Origin of the sequence: Mesorhizobium sp. M7A.F.Ca.CA.001.04.2.1, from assembly GCF_003998485.1 — a bacterium.
Lineage (GTDB): Bacteria > Pseudomonadota > Alphaproteobacteria > Rhizobiales > Rhizobiaceae > Mesorhizobium > Mesorhizobium ciceri.
Window position 1 is genome coordinate 1 of sequence record NZ_RZQT01000018.1, and the last position, 22897, is coordinate 22897.

General features: G+C 62.6%; 20 protein-coding genes and 1 tRNA gene. 15 read left to right on the forward strand and 6 right to left on the reverse strand.

What is annotated here, in order from left to right:
- From EN955_RS08330 to tkt, 3 genes are all read right to left on the reverse strand, one after another.
- Nucleotides 1-1838 (reverse strand): potassium/proton antiporter (locus tag EN955_RS08330; RefSeq protein WP_127223403.1); only part of this gene is annotated, 1838 nt, incomplete at its 3' end.
- Nucleotides 1839-2056: 218 nt separating this feature from the next.
- A complete protein-coding gene (gene gap / locus EN955_RS08335) occupies nt 2057-3067 on the reverse strand; it encodes a type I glyceraldehyde-3-phosphate dehydrogenase (protein WP_013529249.1) in 1011 nt (336 codons plus the stop codon).
- Nucleotides 3068-3225: 158 nt separating this feature from the next.
- Nucleotides 3226-5217, reverse strand: a complete 1992-nt coding sequence (gene tkt / locus EN955_RS08340; RefSeq protein WP_024502997.1) for a transketolase — start codon at nt 5215-5217, stop codon at nt 3226-3228.
- Between the two features lie 263 nt (nt 5218-5480).
- Here tkt and EN955_RS08345 point away from each other — a divergent pair, with 263 nt between their 5' ends.
- From EN955_RS08345 to EN955_RS08360, 4 genes are all read left to right on the forward strand, one after another.
- Nucleotides 5481-5753, forward strand: coding sequence for a DUF4164 domain-containing protein (locus EN955_RS08345; protein WP_013529251.1), 273 nt, complete (start codon nt 5481-5483; stop codon nt 5751-5753).
- An 11-nt stretch (nt 5754-5764) separates the two neighbouring features.
- Nucleotides 5765-6130 (forward strand): cell division protein ZapA, encoded by a 366-nt coding sequence (locus EN955_RS08350; protein ID WP_013529252.1) that lies wholly within the window; start codon nt 5765-5767, stop codon nt 6128-6130.
- Nucleotides 6131-6354: 224 nt separating this feature from the next.
- Nucleotides 6355-7014: a peroxiredoxin gene (locus EN955_RS08355; RefSeq protein WP_013529253.1), complete on the forward strand. Its 660-nt coding sequence runs from the start codon at nt 6355-6357 to the stop codon at nt 7012-7014.
- 143 nt (nt 7015-7157) lie between these two features.
- A complete protein-coding gene (locus tag EN955_RS08360; protein ID WP_024502998.1) occupies nt 7158-8030 on the forward strand; it encodes an MBL fold metallo-hydrolase in 873 nt (290 codons plus the stop codon).
- A 139-nt stretch (nt 8031-8169) separates the two neighbouring features.
- Here the strand turns inward: EN955_RS08360 and rpoH are convergent, their stop codons facing one another.
- Nucleotides 8170-9081 (reverse strand): RNA polymerase sigma factor RpoH, encoded by a 912-nt coding sequence (gene rpoH / locus EN955_RS08365; protein WP_013529255.1) that lies wholly within the window; start codon nt 9079-9081, stop codon nt 8170-8172.
- Nucleotides 9082-9282: 201 nt separating this feature from the next.
- On the reverse strand, nt 9283-10323 hold the full coding sequence (locus EN955_RS08370) for an RluA family pseudouridine synthase (RefSeq protein WP_024502999.1): 1041 nt from the start codon (nt 10321-10323) through the stop codon (nt 9283-9285).
- Nucleotides 10324-10350: 27 nt separating this feature from the next.
- Here EN955_RS08370 and EN955_RS08375 point away from each other — a divergent pair, with 27 nt between their 5' ends.
- The 7 genes from EN955_RS08375 to EN955_RS08405 all read left to right on the forward strand — a co-directional run bounded on the left by EN955_RS08375 (nt 10351) and on the right by EN955_RS08405 (nt 14260).
- Nucleotides 10351-10734, forward strand: coding sequence for a fimbrial protein (locus EN955_RS08375; protein ID WP_013529257.1), 384 nt, complete (start codon nt 10351-10353; stop codon nt 10732-10734).
- 48 nt (nt 10735-10782) lie between these two features.
- Nucleotides 10783-11190: a VOC family protein gene (locus EN955_RS08380; RefSeq protein WP_023810974.1), complete on the forward strand. Its 408-nt coding sequence runs from the start codon at nt 10783-10785 to the stop codon at nt 11188-11190.
- 90 nt (nt 11191-11280) lie between these two features.
- Nucleotides 11281-11355: transfer RNA gene (locus EN955_RS08385), tRNA-Glu, on the forward strand.
- A 249-nt stretch (nt 11356-11604) separates the two neighbouring features.
- Complete coding sequence (locus tag EN955_RS08390; protein WP_013529259.1) at nt 11605-11781, forward strand: Flp family type IVb pilin; 177 nt, start codon at nt 11605-11607, stop codon at nt 11779-11781.
- A 274-nt stretch (nt 11782-12055) separates the two neighbouring features.
- Nucleotides 12056-12637 carry a VOC family protein gene (locus tag EN955_RS08395; RefSeq protein ID WP_013529260.1) on the forward strand — a complete coding sequence of 194 codons (582 nt, stop codon included), beginning with the start codon at nt 12056-12058 and terminating at the stop codon, nt 12635-12637.
- A gap of 22 nt (nt 12638-12659) precedes the next feature.
- Nucleotides 12660-13517, forward strand: a complete 858-nt coding sequence (locus EN955_RS08400; protein ID WP_024503000.1) for a glutathione S-transferase family protein — start codon at nt 12660-12662, stop codon at nt 13515-13517.
- Nucleotides 13518-13930: 413 nt separating this feature from the next.
- Complete coding sequence (locus tag EN955_RS08405) at nt 13931-14260, forward strand: hypothetical protein (protein ID WP_224620216.1); 330 nt, start codon at nt 13931-13933, stop codon at nt 14258-14260.
- A gap of 15 nt (nt 14261-14275) precedes the next feature.
- Here the strand turns inward: EN955_RS08405 and EN955_RS08410 are convergent, their stop codons facing one another.
- Nucleotides 14276-14488, reverse strand: a complete 213-nt coding sequence (locus EN955_RS08410; protein ID WP_013529263.1) for a hypothetical protein — start codon at nt 14486-14488, stop codon at nt 14276-14278.
- 306 nt (nt 14489-14794) lie between these two features.
- Here EN955_RS08410 and EN955_RS08415 point away from each other — a divergent pair, with 306 nt between their 5' ends.
- From EN955_RS08415 to EN955_RS08435, 4 genes are all read left to right on the forward strand, one after another.
- Nucleotides 14795-15709 (forward strand): DUF2865 domain-containing protein, encoded by a 915-nt coding sequence (locus tag EN955_RS08415; protein WP_024503001.1) that lies wholly within the window; start codon nt 14795-14797, stop codon nt 15707-15709.
- 123 nt (nt 15710-15832) lie between these two features.
- Nucleotides 15833-16069, forward strand: coding sequence for a hypothetical protein (locus EN955_RS08420; RefSeq protein WP_013529265.1), 237 nt, complete (start codon nt 15833-15835; stop codon nt 16067-16069).
- A 629-nt stretch (nt 16070-16698) separates the two neighbouring features.
- Nucleotides 16699-21264, forward strand: a complete 4566-nt coding sequence (locus EN955_RS08430; protein ID WP_024503003.1) for a PAS domain-containing protein — start codon at nt 16699-16701, stop codon at nt 21262-21264.
- Between the two features lie 512 nt (nt 21265-21776).
- Nucleotides 21777-22805: a substrate-binding domain-containing protein gene (locus EN955_RS08435; RefSeq protein WP_013529268.1), complete on the forward strand. Its 1029-nt coding sequence runs from the start codon at nt 21777-21779 to the stop codon at nt 22803-22805.
- The last annotated feature ends 92 nt before the right edge of the window (nt 22806-22897 follow it).

Here is a 22897-nt window from a genome sequence, read left to right on the forward strand (position 1 = left end):
TCCGCCCGCGCCTCGTCCGCCTGCGCCTCGGTCGGCTTGCGCCAATTGCGGATGAAGGCGGAAAGACGGTCGCCGATTTCTCCGGCGCTGAGGAAGACCGGCACCCGCGCCACCGGCGCGGTCGGCTCGAACGACAGGCCGAGGCCTATGATCTTCCCCTTGTCGTCGACGTCGCGGACGATCAGTTCTATCGGGCCGAGCAGCACGCGGTCGGCATATTCGGCATGGCCGCCGAGCCGCGCCGTGACCAGCGCGCCAACGGTGAGCTTTTGCTCCGCTTCGGTTAGACCTGGCGTATAGGCTGCTTCCAGTTCGGCGGCGGGGCGCGCTGGATCGACGGCGAAGGCGCCGAAGAAATCGGCATCTTCGGGATCGACCACGGCACGGCTGGCGAACAGCTTGTCGAGCAGGCGCGGATAGCGATCCGGGACGAAAATGTAGACCTGGTCGCCGGCGGCGAGCCGGCCCATGTCCTGGAAGCGCATCGAACGGCCGTCACGCAGCACCAGCGAGGGTCGCGCCCAGCGTGGGATGCGCTCGCCGCGCGCCACCGGGCTGCCGGGTGCGACGCGATAGGCGAGAAGCTCGTGATGGGCCGAACCCGGCAATTCCAGCTCGACCTTGTCCAGCGGTCCGAGCCGCGCCGGCACGATCAAACCGAGGCGGCGCGCCAGCGGTCCGACCGTCCAGCCCTGGATGACCAGCGACACCAGCACGATGATGAAGGCGGTGTTGAAGATGACACGGCCATTTTCCAGCCCGCCGAGCAGCGGGGTGATGGCAAGCAGGATCGACACCGCGCCGCGCAGGCCGACCCACGAGACAAAGGCGACTTCGGGGCGCGGCATGCGGAACGGGATCAGGCAGAGCCAGACTGCGACCGGCCGCGCCACGAACATCAGGAACAGGCCGAGCAGCACCGCCGGCACCATGATCGCCGGGAATTGCGAGGGCGTCGCGAACAGGCCGAGGATGAGGAACATGATGATCTGTGCCAGCCATGACATGCCGTCCTGGAAGCGCTTGAGGATGGTGACGGCGCGGATATCGGAATTGCCCGAGATGAGGCCGGCGATATAGACCGCCAGGAAGCCAGAGCCGCCAATGGCGCCGGCGGCGGCAAAGACCATCAACGACAAGGTCAGCACGAAGATCGGCAGCAGGCCATGGTCGAGATTGAGCCGGTCGACGAGACGCACGATGGCGAGGCCGCCGAGCACGCCGACGACAGCGCCAAGGCCCATGTTGAGGAGGAAGCCGAGGAAAAGGCTGGTGACCAGGACGTTGGTCTCGGGATTGGCATGAGCGGCGATGATCTCGACCAGCGTGATGGTCAGGAAGATGGCGATGGGGTCATTGGTGCCGGATTCCACCTCGAGCGTCGAGCGCACGCGTTCGCGCAGATTGATCTCGCCGGCACGCAGCAGGAAGAACACGGCGGCCGCATCGGTGGAGGCGACGGCGGCGCCGAGCAGGAAGGATTCCAGCCAGGTGAGGTCGAGCAGATAGTGGGCGGCGGCGCCGAACAGGCCGGTGGTCAGAATTACGCCGAAGGTCGCCAGCGACAACGCCGGGCCGGCTGCCTGCCGCAAGGCGTTGAGCGGCGTGCCGAAGCCGGAATCGAACAGGATGACGGCCAGCGCCAGTGAGCCGGCAAAATAGGCGATGCGGGCATTGTCGAACTGGATGCCGAGACCGTCGGTGCCGGTGGCGAGGCCAATGCAGAGGAACAGGAGCAGAAGAGGGGCGCCGAAGCGGAAGGCGATCAGGCTCGAAAACGCGGCGGCGACGACAAGCGCTGTGCCGACCAGCGTGACGAGATAGATCGCATGCTCCATCCTGAAATCAGCCCCTCAAATTCGTCTGTCTCCTGCTTTGCGAGAGAGTGGGGCGAAGACGTGACCAGTGCAAGGCGGCAGGGTGGCTTTTTGGTCTATGCCGCTGATTTTCGGATGTTTTGGCGCCCGGGACACAATTTGGGAAGGCGCAAGCTGCGCTCATGAAAAACGCCCGGGCAAAGCCGGGCGTTCCAAGTCTCGAAAAGAGGGCTTTGTGATCAGGCGATGGTCTTGCCGAAGGCGACCGATGTGTCGCCCATGCGGTTGGAGAAACCCCATTCATTGTCGTACCAGGAGAGCACCGATACGAAATTGCCGTCCATCACCTTGGTCTGGTCGAGCGCCATGATCGAGGAGCGCGGATCGTGGTTGAAGTCGATCGACACGTTCGGGTGATGAGTGACGCCGAGAATGCCCTTGAGCTTGCCGTTGGAGGCGGCGATCACGGCTTCGTTGATCTCCTGCACCGTGGTCGACCGCTTGGCGATGAACTTGAAATCGACGACCGAGACGTTCGGGGTCGGCACGCGGATCGAGATGCCGTCGAGCTTGCCCTTGAGGTCGGGCAGCACCAAGCCGATCGCCTTGGCGGCACCGGTCGAGGTCGGGATCTGCGACAGCGCAGCGGCGCGGGCGCGGTAGAGATCCTTGTGCATGGTGTCCAGCGTCGGCTGGTCGCCGGTGTAGGAGTGGATCGTCGTCATCATGCCTTTTTCGATGCCGACCGTTTCGTGCAGCACGGCTGCCAGCGGCGCCAGGCAGTTGGTGGTGCACGAGGCATTCGAGATGACGATATGATCCTTGGTCAACTGGTCGTGGTTGATGCCGTAGACCACGGTGAGGTCGGCGCCTTCGGCAGGGGCCGAAACGATGACGCGCTTGGCGCCGGCGGTCAGGTGTGCCGCTGCCTTGTCGCGGGCGGTGAAGATGCCGGTGCATTCGAGCGCGATGTCGATGCCGAGTTCCTTCCACGGCAACTGCGTCGGGTCCTTGATCGCGGTGACCTTGAACGTCTCCTTGCCGACGGTGATCTGGTCGCCGGATACCGAGACTTCATGCGGGAAGCGGCCGTGCACGCTGTCATAGCGCAAGAGGTGCGCATTGGTCTCGACTGGGCCGAGGTCGTTGACGGCGACGACGTCGATGTCCTTGCGGCCGGATTCATGGATAGCGCGCAGGATGTTGCGGCCGATGCGGCCAAATCCGTTGATGGCAACTCTGACGGTCATAATTCTCTCCCTGGGAGTTGGAGGGCGGACGAGGGGTCTGCAGTTTCATAGCGGCGGAAGCAGAAAGAATCCAGCCGCACTGGCGTGGATTTAAATCGATTAAGTTGAGCCGGCCCGGCGAAGCCGTTTTCGCGGTTTCGCCGAACTGGCCCAGAATCTTACTTGGCGTGCAGGCGGGCTTCCGCCGCCTTGGCCGCGGCCTCGGCGGTAATGCCGAAATGCGGATAGAGTTGCTCGATCGTGCCCGACGCGCCGAAGCCGGTCATGCCGACGAAGATGCCGTCTGAGCCGATCAGATGATCCCATCCCTGGCGGATGCCGGCTTCGATCGCCATCTTGATCGGCGCATTGCCGATCGTCTTCTTGCGGTAGTCGTCGCTCTGCTGGTCGAACAGTTCGAAGCAGGGAACCGAGACGACGCGGGTCGGATGGCCGTGCTTTTCCAACAGCTCGCGCGCGCCAAGTGCGATCTCGACCTCGGAGCCGGTGGCGAAGATCGTTATCGCCGCCTCGCCGCTGGCAGCGGCCAGCTCATAGGCTCCCTGGCTGCTGAGGTTCTTGGCCGAGAATTCGGTGCGCACCGTCGGCAGGTTCTGGCGGGTCAGCGCCAAGGTCGACGGCGTCTTTTCCGACTCCAGGGCGATCTGCCAGCATTCCGCGGTTTCGACCGCGTCGGCCGGGCGGAAGACATTGTGGTTGGGGATCGCGCGCAATGCCGCCAGATGCTCGACCGGCTGGTGGGTCGGGCCGTCTTCGCCCAGACCGATGGAATCATGGGTCATGACGAAGATCGAGCGGATGCCCATCAGCGAAGCCAGACGCATTGACGGACGGGCATAGTCGGAGAAGCACAGGAAGGTGCCGCCATAGGCGATGAGGCCGCCATGCAGCGTCAAGCCATTGATGGCGGCCGCCATGCCATGTTCGCGAATGCCGTAGTGGACATAACGCTGGCCGTAATCGTCGGGCGTAATGTTCTTGGTCTGGCTGGTCTTGGTGTTGTTGGAGCCGGTCAGGTCGGCGGAGCCGCTTATGGTTTCCGGCACGGCGCCGTTGATGACCTCCAGCGCCATTTCCGAGGATTTACGGGTGGCGACCTTCGGCTTGTCGGCCGACAGCTTCTTCTTGTAGTCGGCGATGACGGCGTCGAAATTCGACGGCAGCTTGCCGGCGAGGCGGCGTTCGAACTCGGCCTTCAAGTTGGGCTCGGCCTTGGCCAGGCGTCCCTCCCAGTCGGTGCGCGGCTTGGCGCCGGTTTTACCGGCGGCGCGCCATGCGTCAAGGATGTCGGCCGGAATCTCGAAGGGCGGCGAGTCCCAGTTGAAGAATTTGCGCGCACCGGCGATCTCGTCGGCGCCGAGCGGCGAACCGTGCGCCTTGTTGGTGCCGGCCTTGGTTGGAGCGCCGAAGCCGATGGTCGTCTTGCAGGCGATCATCGTCGGCTTGTCGGAGTGACGAGCGGCTTCGATGGCATAGGCGATGGCTTCCGGATCGGTGCCGTCGATGTGGCTGGCGTTCCAGCCCGAGGCCTGGAAGCGGGCGACCTGGTCGGTGTTGTCGGCAAGCGAGACCGGGCCGTCGATCGAGATGTTGTTGTTGTCCCAGAAGACGATCAGCTTGTTGAGCTTGAGATGGCCGGCAAGCGCGATGGCTTCCTGGGAAACACCTTCCATCAGGCAGCCGTCACCGGCCAGTACGTAGGTGTAATGGTCGACGAGGTCGTTGCCGAAGGCTGCGTTCATGATGCGCTCGCCGAGCGCGAAGCCGACCGAATTGGCGAGACCCTGGCCGAGCGGGCCGGTGGTCGTCTCTATGCCGGTGGCATGGCCGTATTCGGGATGGCCGGCGGTCTTCGAGCCCAATTGGCGGAAATGCTTGATCTGGTCGATCGTCATGTCCTCGTAGCCGGTCAGGTGCAGCAGCGAATAGAGCAGCATCGAACCGTGGCCGGCCGACAGGATGAAGCGATCCCGGTCGGGCCAATGGGGGGCCTTCGGATCATATTTCAGGAACTTCGTGAACAGCACCGTGGCGATGTCGGCGCAGCCCATGGGCAGGCCGGGATGGCCGGAGTTTGCCTTCTCGACGGCGTCCATGGAGAGAAAGCGGATCGCATTGGCCATCCGGTCATGTTGTTCACGCGACGTCATGGTTCCTCCAGAAGTGGGGGTTTGGGGGCTTGGGAGAGCCCTTGAAAAGGGTGCGCGACACATAGCAGGCGCGGGCTTTTAGTCAACAAATCGGGTGCACATTTGCCGGTCTTGTGATGCCGGCGGCGGACCTACATTAGCGTTAGCGGGGGACAGTCGCGAGAGCTTTGTTGACGTTGCCTTCACCCGGTGCCTAATGTTTCAGGGATAACGCGTTCTGAACGTGAACGATTCGGTGATGGGCAGGGCACAGGACGAAGGCCATGACCGGGGAAGCCACACTCAAGGAAGTCATCGCGAGGCTGGGCAAGGCCATCGAGGGGCTGGAAAACGCCGTCGCGGCCAAGCTCGAGCATGAACGCGACTACTCCGAAGCCGAGGCCGAGGTGCAGCGGATGAATGCCGATCGCTCGCGGCTGGCGCAGGAACTCGACAATTCCGAAGCGCGCGCCGAACGGCTGGAAGATGCCAACAAGGAAGTCTCGCGACGTTTGGTGACCGCCATGGAAACCATCCGCGCCGTGTTGGACAGATAGGAGCTGGCCCGATGGCACAGGTCACGGTTTCAATCGACGGCAAGCAGTATCGCATGGCCTGCGACGAGGGCCAGGAAGAGCATCTGATCGATCTTGCCGAACGTTTCGACCGCTATGTTTCACACCTGAAGGACTCGTTCGGCGAGATTGGCGATCAGCGGCTGACCGTGATGGCCGGCATCATGGTGATGGATGAACTCTCGGAGTTGCAGAAACGCGTCAAGGGCATGGAAAGCGAAGTGCTGACCTTGCGCAAGACCCGCGACGAGGCTCTGACCAAGGCCGACAAGAGCGATAGCGTGCTGACCAACGCGCTCAGCGCGCTGGCACAGCGCATGGAAGACCTGACTGTGACAATGGCGGTCAACAAGAGCTGAGGCAGGATCTCTCCTGTCCAGCTCAACAGGCTCTCATCCGCGTGCCGAGCATTCGGCAGCATAAAAATGCTCGCGTGCCGCCGACAAGAGTTTCATATTATCTTGCAGTCACGATTTTTGCGCTAAGATGCAACGATGCCCGGGCGGGGCAGCTCGATGGCGGCATGGGTTGCCGCTTGTCGTTCCTCGCTGCCGACGGGTTCCGTTTACAGGGGAGATGTATCATGAGCCTTCGTATCAACGACATTGCGCCGGATTTTACCGCCGAGACCACGCAAGGGACGATCAAATTCCATGACTGGATCGGGGACGGATGGGCGATTCTGTTCAGTCATCCCAAGAATTTCACGCCGGTCTGCACGACCGAGCTTGGCACGATGGCGGGGCTCGAAGGCGAATTCAAGAAGCGCAACGTCAAGATCATCGGCATTTCGGTCGATCCGGTCGAAAGCCACGGCAAGTGGCAGGACGACATCAAGACGGCGACCGGCCATTCGGTGAACTACCCGCTGATCGGCGACAAGGACCTCAAGGTCGCCAAGCTCTACGACATGCTGCCGGGCGGTGCCGGCGAGACGTCGGAAGGCCGCACGCCGGCCGACAATGCCACGGTGCGCTCGGTCTATGTCATCGGACCGGACAAGAAGATCAAGCTGGTGCTGACCTACCCGATGACCACGGGCCGCAACTTCGATGAGATCCTGCGTGCGGTCGATTCCATGCAGCTGACCGCCAAGCATCAGGTGGCGACGCCGGCAAACTGGAAGCAGGGCGAGGACGTCATCATCACCGCTGCCGTCTCCAACGAGGACGCGATCAGGCGCTTCGGCGCTTATGAGACCATCCTGCCGTATCTGCGGAAGACCAAGCAGCCCTCTGCCTGACCGCTCCTCGGAACAGTTTTTGGCTTTCCTGTCGCCGCGAGCGAAATGATACTTGACTGGCTCGCCCGAGCGGACAACCATGCTCCTCTCGGGTGTCGTCAGAGAAAATCATTCCTGACGACCGAGAGTTGGGGAAGCCAGTATTGGACGTAGCTTTGGCCAGGCCGCAGGTCAGCGGCTTCTACGACAAGCCGACCGGGGCCATCCAGTATGTCGTCGCCGACCAGGCGACGAAACGCTGCGCCATCATCGATCCGATCCTCGATTTCGACGAGAAATCCGGTGCTACGGCAACGAGGAATGCCGATATCCTGCTCGACTTCGTCAGCGAGCAGGGGCTGAGCGTCGAATGGATCCTCGACACCCATCCGCACGCCGATCATTTCTCGGCGGCGTACTATCTGAGGGAGAAGACCGGAGCGCCGACAGCGATCGGCGACAGGGTCGTCGACGTCCAGAATTTGTGGAAGGCGATCTACAACTGGCCGGATTTTCCCGCCGACGGTTCGCAGTGGGACAGGCTGTTTGGTGAAGGCGAAACCTTCACGGTCGGCACGCTTCCGGTCAAGGTGCTGTTCTCGCCCGGCCATACGCTGGCGTCGATCACCTATGTGATCGGCGATGCCGCCTTCGTCCACGACACGCTGTTCATGCCCGACAGCGGCACAGCGAGGACGGACTTTCCCGGCGGCAGTGCCGCGCGGCTCTGGCGCTCGATCCAGGACATACTGGCGTTGCCGGACGAGATGCGGCTGTTCGTCGGTCATGACTATCAGGCCGGCGGCCGCGAACCCTTGTGGGAAAGCACGGTCGCCATACAGAAGGCGACCAACACCCATCTTGCCGCCGCCCGCAGCGAGGCCGAGTTCGTCGCCCTGCGCGAGGCGCGCGACAGGACGCTGCCGATGCCGCGGCTGATCCTGCATGCGCTGCAGGTCAACATGAATGGCGGGAGGCTGCCCGAACCCGAAGCGAATGGCCGGCGGTATCTAAAGTTTCCGCTGGATGGGCTTTGAGAGATCGCTGCCGGCGAAGCTGCAATCTCCCCCTTGCGGGGGAGATTGGATGTCGCCTCCGCTTTCGCCAACCACACAAGAAAAAAAGCGGCGCCAGTTTCCTGGCGCCGCCTTTAGATCTTGTTGCCTTTAGCCGGCTTTAGGCTGCGGGCTGCGCCTCAATGGTGCGCAGCGCCTGGGTCTGGCGCTTGGCGGCGGCCTTGACCGCATCCTGCACCTTCTCGAAGGCGCGCACCTCGATCTGGCGCACGCGCTCGCGGCTGATGTCGAATTCGGACGAAAGCTCTTCCAGCGTCAGCGGCTCCTCGGCGAGGCGACGGGCCTCGAAGATGCGCCGCTCGCGCTCGTTGAGCACGGCAAGAGCGCCCGACAGCATGCCGCGCCGGTTTTCCAGCTCGTCCTGCTCGATCAGCATCTCTTCCTGGCTTTCGTGGTCGTCGACCAGCCAGTCCTGCCACTCGCCGGACTCACCTTCGCTCGCCCGGATCGGGGCATTGAGCGAGGCATCGCCCGACAGGCGGCGGTTCATCGACACCACTTCGGCTTCGGAAACGTTCAGCCTGGTGGCGATCTCGGCGATCTGGTCGGGCTTCAAGTCGCCGTCGTCGAGCGCCTGGATCTTGCCCTTCACCTTGCGCAGGTTGAAGAACAGGCGCTTCTGGTTGGCGGTCGTGCCCATCTTGACCAGGCTCCACGAGCGCAGGATGTACTCCTGGATCGAGGCCTTGATCCACCACATGGCATAGGTCGCGAGGCGGAAGCCGCGCTCGGGTTCGAATTTCTTGACGGCCTGCATCAGGCCGACATTGCCTTCCGAGATCACTTCGCCGATCGGCAGGCCATAGCCGCGATAGCCCATGGCGATCTTGGCGACGAGCCTGAGATGGCTGGTGACGAGCTTGTGCGCAGCGGAGGTGTCTTCATGCTCGGCATAACGCTTGGCGAGCATGTACTCTTCCTGCGGCTGCAGCATGGGAAAGCGGCGGATTTCTTCCAGGTAGCGGCTGAGGCCGCCTTCGCCGGAAACGATACTGGGTAGTGACTGGGCCATGATAGCGCCCCCTCTCTATTGGAGTGATGCCCCCGAAACGCGGCGGGCATGTGACGCGAGCACCAAAAGGCTCGCCCGCGACATCGGATCTTATACAGGAACAAAACCAGAAAAGACAGGCATTTGTTCAACACGAAACAGTGTGTCACGGTGAAGTGAACAATGTCAGTCAGGTTTTTTGATGGTTTGTCGGTGACGGGTTCAGAATTTGCGAAAACCGCCGACGAGTTCCTCCATGTCCCTCGGTAACGGCGCCTCGAACCTCATCGTTAAATGGGTAGTGGGGTGGCGAAATGCAAGGAGCCAGGCATGCAAAGCTTGCCGGGGAAATGCCTTGACCTGGCTTTTCAGCGGTTCCGGCAGCCGGTTGGCCTTGGTGCGGAAGGCCTGGCCATAATCGGGGTCGCCGATCACCGGATGACCGATATGCGCCATGTGGACACGGATCTGGTGGGTGCGGCCGGTCTCCAGCCGGCATTCGACCATGCTGGCCGTGGCAAACTCCTGTTGGCTCTCGCCGAAGCGCTCCTGCACGGCAAAGTGGGTGACCGCATGGCGGGCGTCGTCGCGTCCTTCCGGCACCACGGCACGGCGCACGCGGTCGGCGGCGCGGCCGAGCGGCGCGTCGACCCTTCCGGTCGGCCTCTGCGGTATGCCCCAGACCAGCGCCAGATAGGCACGTTCGAGATCGCCGGTGAGGCCGTGATCGGCGAAAGCCTCGGAGAGTGACTTGTGGGCGCGGTCAGTCTTGGCGACCACCATGACGCCGCTGGTCTCCTTGTCGAGGCGGTGGACGATGCCTGGCCGCCGCACGCCGCCAATGCCGGAAAGGCTGTCGCCGCAATGATGGATCAGCGCGTTGACCAGCGTACCGGTCCAGTTGCCCGCTCCGGGATGCACGACAAGCCCGGCCGGCTTGTTGATGACAATCAGCTCGTCGTCCTCATAAAGCACATCGAGTGCGATGTTCTCGCCCTGCGGCTCCGCCGGCTCCGGCTCCGGCATGGTAACCGACACGCTTTCGCCCGGCGCCATCTTGCGCTTGGTCTCATCGACAGGCTTGCCGTCGACCGAGACCGCGCCCTGCCTGATCAGCATCTGCACGCGGCTGCGTGACATGTCCGGACCAAGCCTTGCCGCCAGCCACTGGTCGAGGCGCTGACCGGCCGCGTCCGCATCCGCCACCAGCACGGTCGGTACCGCCTCTATCAATTCAGGGGCCTCTTCGTTATGAGCGCTCATTGAAAAACCGTTCCGGAACTGTTTGCCATGGCCAGCCCGATCGCCGAAGAAGACCAGGATAAGCCGCTCGACCCCGAGGTCGAAAAGGTGCGCAGGAAACTCGTCCGCTTCGTCGGGATCAATCTCGGCCTGCTGTTCCTCGCCCTTATGGTGGTGATTGGCGCCCTTGTCTACAAAGCGCGCAATGCACCGCCGGCGAACCCGCCGCTGGCCGGGGATATCCAGACACCCGCCGGCGAACCGGTCAGCGGCGACATCGTGCTGCCGGTCGGGGCCAAGGTGGTCAGCCAGTCGCTGTCCGGCAACCGTGTCTCGATCGACGCCGAGCTTGCCGACGGCAGCCGGACGATCTTCGTCTACGACATCACCGAGCGACGCCTCATCGGCCGCTTTGCGATCCGCAACAAGTGACCGAGCCGCAACGATGAACGGCAGCAGGCCCATGAGCAAGCCTCGGGGATGAGCGGGTTCGCCGAACATCGTCGCGTCGCCACGGTCGCCCTGGTCGTCGCCAATTATGACGAGGCGATCGCCTGGTATGTCGAGAGGCTGGGTTTCCTGCTCGTCGAAAATGTCGATCTCGGCGGCGGCAAGCGCTGGGTCACAGTGGCGCCGGCCAACGGGCAGGGCGCCAGGCTGCTGCTGGCCGAGGCTTCCGACGAGGCGCAAAGCAAAAGTATCGGCAATCAGACCGGCGGCCGTGTCTTCCTGTTCCTGGAAACCGACGACTTTGCCCGCGACCACGCGGCGATGCTGGAGAAAGGCGTCGAATTCCGCGAAGCACCGCGCTTCGAGCCCTACGGCACGGTGGCGGTTTTCGCCGATCTGCATGGCAATCTCTGGGATCTGATCGAACCGAAACGATAGGCTGACGGCCGGCTTTTCCTCGACCGGGGAAAGCGGCCTAACCCCAGTTGCTTTTTCCCAGCGCTCAGCCTATATCGCCGGTTCTTGAACGCGCCCATCGTCTAGCGGTCAGGACACCGCCCTCTCACGGCGGGAACAGGGGTTCGATTCCCCTTGGGCGTACCAAGTTTTTCGACAACTTTGCAGGATGCCGTCGATTTCGTTTCTGAAGTCGCGGAGCCTCGATACTGTGGCGTCCGGGAAACCCGCTCTGCACAGGTAGCCGCAGCCTTAAAAACTCCCAGTGGCACCAACCAACCCGGCCTTTATTTCATTCGTCTGGCAAATGTTAACGGACGCGAAACCGAGAACCTTAACGTCCCCGCAACTCACGGCGAATATTAGTTTTCGCTTTAGTAGCTGTAGGAGGTTGAAATGCAGAAAATAGCTTGTCGTTTCGCTTGGGACGAGTCTGGCGCGACCGCGATCGAGTATGGCTTGATCGCGGCTCTCATCGCGCTCGCGATCATCACCGGCGCCGGGGCGGTTGGCAATTCGCTCAACGGGATCTTCACGACCGTCGGCACTACGGTCAACAGCAGCGGCTCGTAAGTCGGTACATCAATTCGGTCGGCTATCGGCCGGATTCGCCGATCTCAGCCTCCAAAGCGCAGCGCGTACGTGCTTCCGATGCCGGGCATCGGAAGTGCGGACGGCGCACTTTCCATCAGTCGGCTTTATCCGTTGCGTCACCGCGTTCGTCGCTTCTGGCGCCGCGGAGCTGTTTGCATTAGCATCACATCATGGATCCTGGGGTACGGCTCCAGCGGCGCGCAGAACGCCGCGCTGTCCGTAAGGCCAGTTGATCCATGGGGGAGGAAGGCCAATGCAGAAGCTGCAATCGCAGGGCGTCCATCACATCACGCTGGTCGGCGCCGGGCGCCAGACCTCTATCGATTTCTGGGAAGGCGTGCTCGGCATGCCGTTCATCTTCGAACAGCCCAATCTCGACAAGCCGAGGGAAAGCCACCTCTATTTCGATCCCGGCGACGGCCGGCTGATCACTATCTTCACCGACGAGAGCCGGACGCCGGAGAAGCGGCGCACGCCGACCGATCCGGGCTGTGTTCACCACATCGCCTTTTCGGTGTCGCGCGTCACCTTCCTGCAGGCGGTCTCCCGGCTTGACGAGCGCGGCATCAAGCACAGCGGCGTCAAGGATCGCGGTTTCATGGATTCGATCTATTTCGAGGATCCGCTCGGCTTGCTGATCGAGTTGGCGTCCTACCGCTTCGAACCGCCGGCGGGCTTCACCCATGCGGATGTGCTGATGGAAGCGCACAGGTTGCGGGTCGGGCGCGGCGACTACAACATCGCCGAAGTGCATCTCGCCGATGCGATCCAGACGCTCGTAGAGCGTTCCCGTGCCACCCTGTCGGACGATCGGGCGCCGAAGAACCCATACTGAACAGACCAGAGGGAGGAACAAGATGGCCAAGACAGCGACGAAGACTGCCGGGAAATCCGCGGTCAAAGCTGCCGCCAAGCCGGCGGCGAAAGCTGCGGCAAAGCCAAAAGCCAAGGCGGCCGCCAAGCCTGCGGTGAAGGCGACGGCAAAAGCCGCGCCCAGGGCCAAGGCCAAGCCGGCCAAGAAGCCGGCGCTGAAGCTCAGCATGCTGAAGCCCAGCGTCAACAACATGACCGTGCGGGTGTTTGCGCGCGCGGCGGGTTTCGACCACGCCGAGACCGATGCCTGGGGCCACACCCGTTCGCCGGAGTTCATGGCGCGAAATCCCGCCCATTTGACACCGATGATCGAGGACAAGGGCCTGCCCAGAGGCGTGCTGTGGGAAAGCTGCGCTATCATGCAGTATCTCGCCAACAAGCACGGGTTGGAGAAATTCTATCCGAAGGCGCCGGCCAAGCGGGCGATGGTCGACAGTGCGATGTTCTACCTGATCGGCACGCTCTACCCCTATGTGGCGCGCGCCACCTATCCGGCGCTCGGCTTCCCGCACTATGCCGGCGAGGTCGGCCACAGCGACGCCCATCCCGACAAGAAGTCCGAAGCCCAGAAGGCGGCGATGACCGCGATCGCCGAGCCGCTCGAAGTGTTTCACAGCTTCTTCAGGGACGGCAAGCCGTTCATCGGCGGCAAGCATCCGTCGATCGCCGATATCCGGCTGGCGGCGACGCTCGAATTTCTGGCCGTCATCGACTATGCCTTGCCCACATGGGCGAAGGACTATGTGGCGGCGATCGAGAAGAAGCTCGGCAAGGCCTATAGCGAGCCGGCCGGCGACGTGCGCAGTTATATCGCCCATGTGAAGTCCCAGGCCAAGGCCTGAGCTTAAGGGTTCGTTAACCAAAGCCCTGTCTACTGCAGGCAATTCGCTTTCGGCCCGCGACCACGGATGTACTGGCGCAGAACGTCGCAGCGATAGGAAAGGTCGGCGCAATGCCGGCCTTTTGCTTTTCGCACGCTTTGTTCGACGCAATTCCCAAGGGAAAAGCGTTATGCGCTTTTCCGGGAAAACCGTTTCACACTTAACCGGCATTGCTTTATCGCCAGGCGCGATCGAGCAGCGATCAGACCGCGCAAGCCCAGTCAGGTGTCGCTTTTTCGGCGTCAAGTTTGCCGAGAGATATTGCCATTGCCGACGTTGGCCCTACCATCCATTGAGCGTCCCAGATGGACCGTGGTCAGGCGTGAGGGCTGGCGATGAAAAGCGTTGCGAGACGGATTGCGGTTGCGGGCGTGATGCTGGCGGGCGCTGTTCATGCGTCAAGTGCAGCTGAACTCAACACGATGGACGATGTCGGGGCCGCGATCCAGGCTTGCTGGACACCGCCGGCGGGAGCGGGAACCGCCAGCGTCACCTTGAGCTTCAGCTTCAAGCGGGACGGCACGCTGATCGGCCCACCGAGGCCGACAGCCATCAAGGTAGAAGGCGATGCCAAGGCGAAGAAGTCCTTTGTCGACGCCGCAACGACCGCCTTGCAGAATTGTCTGCCCCTGACCTTCTCAGCGAAACTGGCGCAAGGCATCGCCGGCAACGTGTTCACGTTGCAATTCGCCTCTCCCAAGTAGGCACCCGCCGCCGGCTCAATGGTGACTGCGCCTTGCCGCGGCATGCCGGGCAAGATCGGGCGTTTCGAAGACGTAGTCGTTCCAGGCCGATTCCGGAACCTGACCGGCCAGATAGCATTCCAGCAACAGGCTTTGTTCGGGATTGAGAGGCCTTGGCGCGCGCTGATCCAGCCCCAGCGAGTGAAACAGGTTTCTTGTCAGGTCCGAGACGGTGAAGTGGATCGACATCTGCGTTCTCCCTTTGGTCCTTCAACGCGGAAGACCGGGCAAAGGTTTCGAACGCCTGGCGATAATGGCGGTCCGTTTCGTTGCAGGTCCGCGGCGAGGGTCGGGCTTGCGCTTTCCTTCGAGGTTCGTCTCAATCTTGAAATAAAAATGTAATATCGAATTTACACGAGATGACATAATACAATAGACAAAAGCTTACTCGGGCTGAAGTTCTTGAGATAATTAGAGTTTACTCATATAGCTGAAGCTTGTGTAATTTATGGACTGTAATTCCGGGTTCTCCGCAAAAAGGACCGAGTTGTCCCGATGATCCGTTTCTGGCCTTCCATGATGGTCGCATTGATTTCGCTGGCGGCAGTTTTGTTCGGGACGCTTTCGTCCTACGCGGACAGCTGCGGCGCGATCAGAAGCCAGTTGCTTTCGGGTGGCCGCAGCAACGGGGCGAACCCGGAGCTTGCTCAACTGCGTCGGCAACTTGCAGCCATCCAGACTATCGAGAGACAGCGCCAGTGCACGGCGAAAAGTTCGCTTGGTGGTCTCTTCAACGCTTGCGCCGATCTCGCCAGGAGCCGCTCGGATGTGCAGCGCCGGATCGCTGCCGCCGGGAATTCAGGCCGCGACACGGCGGGTCTGCAAGCGCGCCTCGTGGCGCTTGGCTGCGCGCCTTCGGCAAAGCAACGGTCTGCGCGCGCCGCGCCCGGCACCCAATCGGCGAGCACCACGTTCGGCGGCAATGCGATGCTGTTTTGCGTGCGTCTGTCGGACGGGTATTTCTTCCCGGCGCCAAAGTCGCAATTCGCCGCCAGCGGTGATCTGAAGGAGACGGCCGATCAATGCCGTTACATCTGCGATGACCCCAGCGTCGACCTCTACACGTTGAGCGATGCCAGCCTCGAAACCGACCAGATGGTCGCGCTCGACACGCGCAAGCCTTATACCGAACTGCCGGCAGCCTTCAGATATCGCGATGATGCGAATTTCAAGGCATGCGACGTCAAGCGATACTACCAGCGGGTCACCGAACTGCGAGCCAGGACTGTGACGCCCGCCAACATGCGCAATGCCATTATTCCGCTGCCGACGGCGAAGCCGGATCTCGGCACGGTTGCGGCCGTCCCTGGAATCGATGCCGAAGCGCCAGGTGCCGCCCAGCACCTTTCGATCGAGGCCGGCAAGCGGTCGGTGCGCGTGGTCGGCCCGGCGTTTTTCCCGGCCGAATGATCGCCGGCTTCCCCAATTGGCGATCACCGGCTGCGGCGTGCCTGCTGCGATGCGGTTGCCTGATCCGGCTGGAACAGAGAGGCGCTCACGGCGTTGTGATCGACATCAGCCGGGAGAAACGCCGTGGCTACGTTCCGGGAAATGCGGGTGCTGGAGATCGTCGAAGATGACTCGCTGACCACCGAACAGAAAATCGCCGAACTGCGCGAGATCGAATCCGAGGCGCGTGGGCTGCAGCGGGCTGCCTCGGAGGGTCCGATGGACGACGATGACGGCTGGCAGGAAGATCTGCGTCAGGTTCGTCTTGCACTCGACAAGCTCGGTGCGAAGGAGCCGAAAAAGGGCGCTGCTTCACTGTGAGGCCAGGTCACCGAAGCTATCCGCGGATCGCGTCTTGATCGCATCCCATCCGAAAACCGGGTCCCGCTTTTAGGGACCCGCTCCGATCTAATCGCAGACCATGCGAGCTCTCTTGCCAGGCTCGCTGACGTTCCTGCAGGTCAGCGGTTTCGCTGGCGCCGATAGGGAAGCGGACGCAGGCAACCTCGTCTGGTGCCGTCTCGGTGCGGCATGGCTGACCTTGCGCTCGGAAAAACGCCGGTCCGGCTGCGGCGCCACAGGAAAAGCGCCGTTCTCGACCTCGGATTGCCCATAGTCGACATTCGGTGGCGGCCGATCCCAGAATCGCCGAACATCAAGCGGTCTCGGGATGACGACCGTGCCGTCATAACTGCGCGAGCAACCGCCGCCGAAAAGCAGCGCCAGCCCCATGAAAAAAGGCACAATCCGTCCAAGCATCAGCAATACCCCTGCCGTTGCTTATATAGCGGGTTCGACCCCGCCGACAACCGGGCGGAATGAAGCAGACCGCGCCGCGCAATCCTGTCCAACCGACCGTTAAGGTTAGCGGATCCTTAATGCTTCTCGGGCAGATTCCGCCGACGAACCGCGGAGGAGGGTTCGGCCTTGGTTTTCGGGGTGGGGACGGCATGGCGGAAGCGGACGAAACAATCGGCGCGCGCGGCAAGCGCGGGCCTCGCAGATCCACAGTGCATGGCGACGATGCCTCATCGTCCGCCTCTTGCATGGATTCGAACGATGCGCTTCGCCAACTCGTTGAAGCCGGTTCGGACTGGGTCTGGGAAACGGACGCCGAACTGCGCTTCTCCTGGCTTTCGCAAAATTACCAGGCCGCCACCGGCATCGATCCGGCAAACGTGCTTGGCCGGTTCCGCTTCGACTTCCTCAACCAGGTCCTGAACGGCGATCGCAGTGGCGCGGCGCATCTGGAGGATCTGCAGGCGCACCGGCCTTTTCGCGACTTCGTCTACGAGCTCAAGGCTGGCAGCGCCGACTGTCGCTGGGTTTTGACGTCAGGCTTTCCAAAGTTCGACGACGAAGGAAGATTTGCCGGCTATCGCGGCATCGGCCGCAACGTCACGGCTCTGGCCGGCGCCTTCAAAAATCTGGGGCGGGAACCATCGGGTGACGGCGAGCCCGACCAGCATCCGGCCGACCTCGAGCGGACGATGGACGCCATGCATATGGGCGTCGTGCTTCTCGATGCCAGGCTCGACACGCTGATCGTCAACAAGGCCTATCGCGACCTCTCGAGGATTCCGGACGGCGCTGTTGCCGTCGGCGCTCCGTTCAGCCTGTTGATGGAGCTCAACCGCAGCAGCGGCATCTATGGCGACATCGACGAACAGCAATGGCAGCGCTACCTCGCTACTCGCCTCGACGAGATTCGCGCCGGATCCGTCGCGCCGCGCGAATTTGTCCATGCCAACGGCAGGACGATGATGTTTTCGGTGACGGCGTTGTCCGGGGGCAAGCGGCTGCTGACCTACTATGAGGTCACTGAGATCAAGCAGCGCGATGCGGAGATCAAAAGCGCCAATGCCAGGAATGCCGAGACCTTCGCCAGTCTCCGCACAATGGTCGACCAGATGCCGATCGGTGTCCTCGTGCTCGACGCCGATATGCGCGCCGAGATCATCAACCGTGCTTTCTATGATTTCTGGCAGATTGACGCGCGGCGCGCCGAGATCGGCTGCAGCTTCCGCGATCTGATGGACGCCAGCCGCGACATCGATCCGTTTGGCTCCGACGACGCGTCATGGCAGCGGCATATCGCTGAGCGCGAGGCGGAAATCAGGGCCGGTATCGCCGGATCGCGGCAGTTCCCACGCAATGACGGCCGCACGCTGATATCGTCGATGGCGCCGCTGGCCGGCGGGAAGCGGCTGATCTCCTATGTCGACGTCACCGACATGAAGGACCGGGAGGCCGAACTTGCCGACGCGCTGGAGAAAGCGCGGCTGGCGGAAGCGGTGATCAACGCCGTCAAGGATCCGATCTTCGTCAAGGACGACCATCTGCGTTTCGTCTTCGTCAACGAGGCGTTCGCCGCTCTGTTTGGCCAGACGCCGCAAGCCATGCTCGGCAAGCCCGGCGGCGATTTCCTCCCAACGAACGCTGTCGCGCTTTTCGAGCAGAGCGAACGTGACGTCCTTGCCACCGGGCGGCCGTACGAAGTGGAAGAGAATTTCGAGGTCGACGGCGCCAGCCGCTCGCGCATCGTCCGGAAGAGCCGCGTCGGCATGGCCAGCGGCCGCAACTACGTTGCCGGCTTCCTGTTCGACATTTCCGACATGAAGCGCCGCGAGACGGAGGCGCAGGACGCACGCAAGCATCTCGCCAGCGTGCTGGAATCCTTGCCGGCCGCCGTGATCATCTACGATCGCGACGACAGGTTCGTTTTCGCCAACCGCAAGATCCAGGATACGCTGCCGGCCTTGAAGCCGGCGTGGCAGCCCGGCTGTACATTCCGCGAAGCACTCGTGCTGGGTCATGCGAACGGCTATTTCCGCAGCAGCGGCGATCCGCAAATCGACCAGCTCTACGACAGCGATCATGACCGCTGGCTGGACGCGATCCTCGCCCGCTACCGCTTGCCCAGTTCCTCCTACGAGCGTCACAATCCCGATGGCCGCTGGTATCAGGTCTACGACATGCGGACCGACGACGGCACCTTCATCGGCGTTCGCGTCGACATCTCCGAGATCAAGAGCCGCGAGGCGGCATTGCGCGATTCCATGCGCCAGATCGACCTGTTCCGGCATGTGATGGACGAGTTGCCGGTGGCCGCCTTCATCAAGGCGCAGGACCTGAGCATCGAATTCGTCAACAAGGCCTGGTGCGCGATCACCGGCTTGGCCAAGGAGGATGTCATCGGCCGCACCGACCGGCAGTTGTTCGGCGCGCAGGACGCGGATGGCTACAGCCATGACGACACGCAAGTCGCCGTGACGGGCGTCGTCAAGGAGGTCGAGGAACCCGTCACCCATCGCGACGGCACGGTTCGGCAGTTGATGACCCGCAAGAGCCGCCTGGTGGCGCTGGACGGGTCGGTGCATCTGGTCGGTTCGAGCACCGACATCACCGACGTCAAGGCACGCGAGCGTGCGCTGGAAGAAAGCATGCGCGAGAACGAGGTGTTCCGCAGCCTGATCGACAATGTACCGGTATCGATCTACGCCAAGCGCTCCGATCTCCGGCAGTTCTATGTCAACAAGGGTTGGTGCGATCTGACGGGCTTCAGCAAGGAAGAGGCCATCGGCAAGACCGACATCGAGATTTTCGGGCCGGATGGCGAGGCCTTTGTCAATGGCGACCTCGCCGTGCTGCGCACCGGAGAAACTCAGGAGGTCGAAGAGACGGTGACGCTGGCCGACGGCAGCGTCAGGCATCAATTCGCCCGCAAGGGCGCGATGATCGCCTCCGACGGTTCGCTCTACCTGATCGGCTCGACCACCGACATCACCGAGCTGAAGATGCGGGAGGCCGAACTGCGCGAGGCGCGTCAGCGCGCCGTGCTCGCCGACCGCGCCAAGTCGGAATTCCTCGCCAATATGAGCCATGAGATACGTACGCCGATGAACGGCGTGCTCGGCATGGCCGAACTGCTGGCCAAATCGGACCTCGACCCGAAGCAGAAGACGTTTACCGACATCATCGTGAAGTCGGGCAATGCGCTGCTCACCATCATCAACGACATACTGGACTTCTCCAAGATCGATGCCGGTCAGCTGGTGCTCGATCCGGCGCCGTTCAATCTTGCCGAAGCGATCGAGGACGTGGCGACGCTGGTGTCGACGCGCGCCAAGGAGAAGGACCTCGAGCTGATCGTACGTGTCGAGCCTCGGCTCGAGAGCCTGTTCATCGGCGATGTCGGCCGCATCAGGCAGATCGTCACCAACCTGCTCGGCAATGCGGTGAAATTCACCGATGAGGGCCATGTGCTGGTCGACGTCACCGGCGAGAGGGTTCCAACCGGAACGAAGCTCACCATTTCGGTCACCGATACGGGCATCGGTATCCCCGAGGAAAAACTGAAACTGGTGTTCGAGAAATTCAGCCAGGTCGACACTTCATCGACGCGGCGGCACGAGGGGACCGGCCTCGGCCTCGCCATCACCTCGCGGCTCGTCGAGCTGATGGGCGGCGACATCGGGGTCGAAAGCGCCGAAGGCAAGGGTTCGACGTTCTGGTTCTCGGTGACGCTGCCGAGGGCCGGACAGCAGAACGGACAACGCATCATGCCGATCGACGTGACCGGCGCGCGCGTGCTGATCGTCGACGACAATGCCGTCAACAGGGCGATCCTGACCGAGCAGATGACATCATGGACGTTCGATTCCTGCGCGGCCGAAAGCGGCGCCGAAGGCCTCAAGGTGCTGATCGCCGCAGCCGCCTATGGCGTGCCGGTCGATTGCGTCGTGCTCGACTACCAGATGCCTGAAATGAGCGGCGCCGAAATGGCGCGGATCGTGCGCAACACCGCTGGCCTTGCCGGAACGCCGATCATCATGCTGACCTCGGTCGACCAGTCGCTCGCCAACACCAGCTATCGCGATCTCGGCATCGATGCCCAGTTGATCAAGCCGGCGCGCTCTTCGGTGCTGCTGGAAACGCTGGTCGCCACCATCCAGCGGCATCGCCACAACACTGGCGGCAGCGACGCGCAGCCGCTCGCGGCCGACGTCGCTGCGAGCAATGTGACGCGGCCGCAGCCCTCGGCACCGTCCGAACAGCGGGCGCTGCTGCAGCCGCCTTCGATTCGCCCGCGGCCACCGGTGGCGGCTGGTGGCGACAGGCTGGACATACTGGTGGCCGAGGACAATGAGGTGAACCAGATGGTGTTCACCCAGATCCTCGGCGAGACCGGTTATGGTTTCGAGATCGTCGGCAATGGCCGCAAGGCGCTCGACGCCTTCGGCCGGCTCAACCCGTGCATGATCCTGATGGATGTCTCCATGCCGGAGATGAACGGTCTCGAAGCGACCGCCGCCATTCGCCGGCTGGAGGAAGAAACCGGCACGCATGTGCCGATCGTCGGCGTCACCGCGCATGCGCTGAAGGGCGACCGCGAGCGCTGCCTGGAGGCAGGCATGGACGACTATCTGCCCAAGCCGATCAGTCCCCGGGCGCTGCTCGAGAAGGTCGAGCGCTGGGTCGGCGCCAGCCGGCAGGCTCAGCGCAACGCCGGGTAGGGCCGGTCCTGCCTGTCCGAGTGCCGGAAATACGGCGAAGATTCGCGCCCTGCCAGCGGCCAAGACTATGGTGCGATCGCACCATATCAAAGGTTGTATCCAGTCGAGACAATGGCGGCGTTCGATTCCTCCCTTTCCAGTTACGGGCGGGAGCAGCGACCGCCGGCATGAGACAGCGTCAACCTACCCCAACGGACCTGTTTTCGGCGATGGCCCGGCCATGACACCGTCTGGCTGAGAGCAACGCGCTCCCGTCCGGCTTTTTTTCGTAAAGGCCGGCTAACCCCAAATCGCCGGCCAATCTCGGCCCCAAGCGGAGCAAGTCTCTGATTCCGGGGACAAAGCCGGGCTGCGTGGTCAGTGCCGGCCAGGCGGCGTTTTGCTCATCGCGATGACGCGTTACCGGGGTGACATCAAACTGTCATGCGACTGTTATAATCGAAGGCTATTGGCCTCAGCGGGCGCCGACTGACGAGCGCCGAGAGACCATCTTCCGAACAGGAGCAGGCCACATGAAGAAATTCCTCTATACGGCGTCGGCCGCTGCGCTTGCGCTCGCCGCGTCGTCCGGCTTCGCCGCCGCGCGCGACCAGATCCAGGTCGCCGGATCATCGACCGTGTTACCTTATGCCAAGATCGTTGCCGAGCAGTTCGGCGAAACGTTCACCAACTTCAAGACCCCGGTCGTCGAATCCGGCGGCAGCGGCGCCGGCATCAAGGAATTCTGCAAGGGCGTCGGCGAAGACACGATCGACATCGCCAACTCGTCGCGTCCGATCAAGGCGGACGAACTCAAGTCCTGCGCCGCCGCCGGCGTGAAGGAAGTCCAGGAAGTCCGGATCGGCTATGACGGCATCGTCTTCGCCACCGACATCAAGGGCCCGGACTGGGCGCTGGTTCCCGCCGACATCTACAAGGCGCTCGCGGCCAAGCTGGTCGTCGACGGCAAGCTCGTCGACAATCCGAACACCAAGTGGAGCCAGGTCAATCCGAAGCTGCCCGACTGGGACATCGCCGCCTACATTCCGGGCGAAAAGCACGGCACGCGCGAAGTGTTCGAGACCAAGCTTCTCGATGCCGGCTGTGACAAGGCTGCTCTCAAGGCCGCCGGCGTTGCCGACGACAAGGAAATCGGCAAAACCTGCATTGCCATCCGCAAGGACGGCAAGGCCGTCGACATCGATGGCGACTATACCGAGACGCTCGCCCGCATCGACTCCAACAAGACCGGCGTCGGCGTGTTCGGCCTCGCCTTCTATGAGAACAATGCCGACAAGCTGAAGGTCGCCACCGTGGAAGGTATCGTGCCTTCGACCGAGACGATTGCCAGCGGCAAGTATCCCGTCTCGCGCCCGCTGTTCTTCTACGTCAAGAAGGCGCATCTGGGCGTCGTTCCCGGCCTCAAGGAATATGTCGAGTTCTTCCTCGACGACCAGATGGTTGGCCCGGAAAGCCCGCTCGCCGAATACGGCCTCGTTGCTGCTCCGGATGCCGAGCGTCAGGCCCAGCGTGACGCTTTCGCCGCCGGAAAGTCGATGTAATCAAGCTGCCGAACCGGGGTGCGGGTCAAATCCGCGCCCCGGTTTCACCGCAGGCCGCAATGGCGGCTGCGTTAGAATTTCCCTTGGGGTGG

Bases quoted from the DNA above. Each gene is read 5' to 3' on its own strand.
- gap (WP_013529249.1), bottom strand. From the start codon at position 3,067: ATGACCGTCAGAGTTGCCATCAACGGATTTGGCCGCATCGGCCGCAAC.
- tkt (WP_024502997.1), bottom strand. From the start codon at position 5,217: ATGACGTCGCGTGAACAACATGACCGGATGGCCAATGCGATCCGCTTT.
- EN955_RS08345 (WP_013529251.1), top strand. From the start codon at position 5,481: ATGACCGGGGAAGCCACACTCAAGGAAGTCATCGCGAGGCTGGGCAAG.
- EN955_RS08350 (WP_013529252.1), top strand. From the start codon at position 5,765: ATGGCACAGGTCACGGTTTCAATCGACGGCAAGCAGTATCGCATGGCC.
- EN955_RS08355 (WP_013529253.1), top strand. From the start codon at position 6,355: ATGAGCCTTCGTATCAACGACATTGCGCCGGATTTTACCGCCGAGACC.
- rpoH (WP_013529255.1), bottom strand. From the start codon at position 9,081: ATGGCCCAGTCACTACCCAGTATCGTTTCCGGCGAAGGCGGCCTCAGC.
- EN955_RS08370 (WP_024502999.1), bottom strand. From the start codon at position 10,323: ATGAGCGCTCATAACGAAGAGGCCCCTGAATTGATAGAGGCGGTACCG.
- EN955_RS08375 (WP_013529257.1), top strand. From the start codon at position 10,351: ATGGCCAGCCCGATCGCCGAAGAAGACCAGGATAAGCCGCTCGACCCC.
- EN955_RS08380 (WP_023810974.1), top strand. From the start codon at position 10,783: ATGAGCGGGTTCGCCGAACATCGTCGCGTCGCCACGGTCGCCCTGGTC.
- EN955_RS08390 (WP_013529259.1), top strand. From the start codon at position 11,605: ATGCAGAAAATAGCTTGTCGTTTCGCTTGGGACGAGTCTGGCGCGACC.
- EN955_RS08395 (WP_013529260.1), top strand. From the start codon at position 12,056: ATGCAGAAGCTGCAATCGCAGGGCGTCCATCACATCACGCTGGTCGGC.
- EN955_RS08400 (WP_024503000.1), top strand. From the start codon at position 12,660: ATGGCCAAGACAGCGACGAAGACTGCCGGGAAATCCGCGGTCAAAGCT.
- EN955_RS08405 (WP_224620216.1), top strand. From the start codon at position 13,931: ATGCTGGCGGGCGCTGTTCATGCGTCAAGTGCAGCTGAACTCAACACG.
- EN955_RS08410 (WP_013529263.1), bottom strand. From the start codon at position 14,488: ATGTCGATCCACTTCACCGTCTCGGACCTGACAAGAAACCTGTTTCAC.
- EN955_RS08415 (WP_024503001.1), top strand. From the start codon at position 14,795: ATGATCCGTTTCTGGCCTTCCATGATGGTCGCATTGATTTCGCTGGCG.
- EN955_RS08430 (WP_024503003.1), top strand. From the start codon at position 16,699: ATGGCGGAAGCGGACGAAACAATCGGCGCGCGCGGCAAGCGCGGGCCT.
- EN955_RS08435 (WP_013529268.1), top strand. From the start codon at position 21,777: ATGAAGAAATTCCTCTATACGGCGTCGGCCGCTGCGCTTGCGCTCGCC.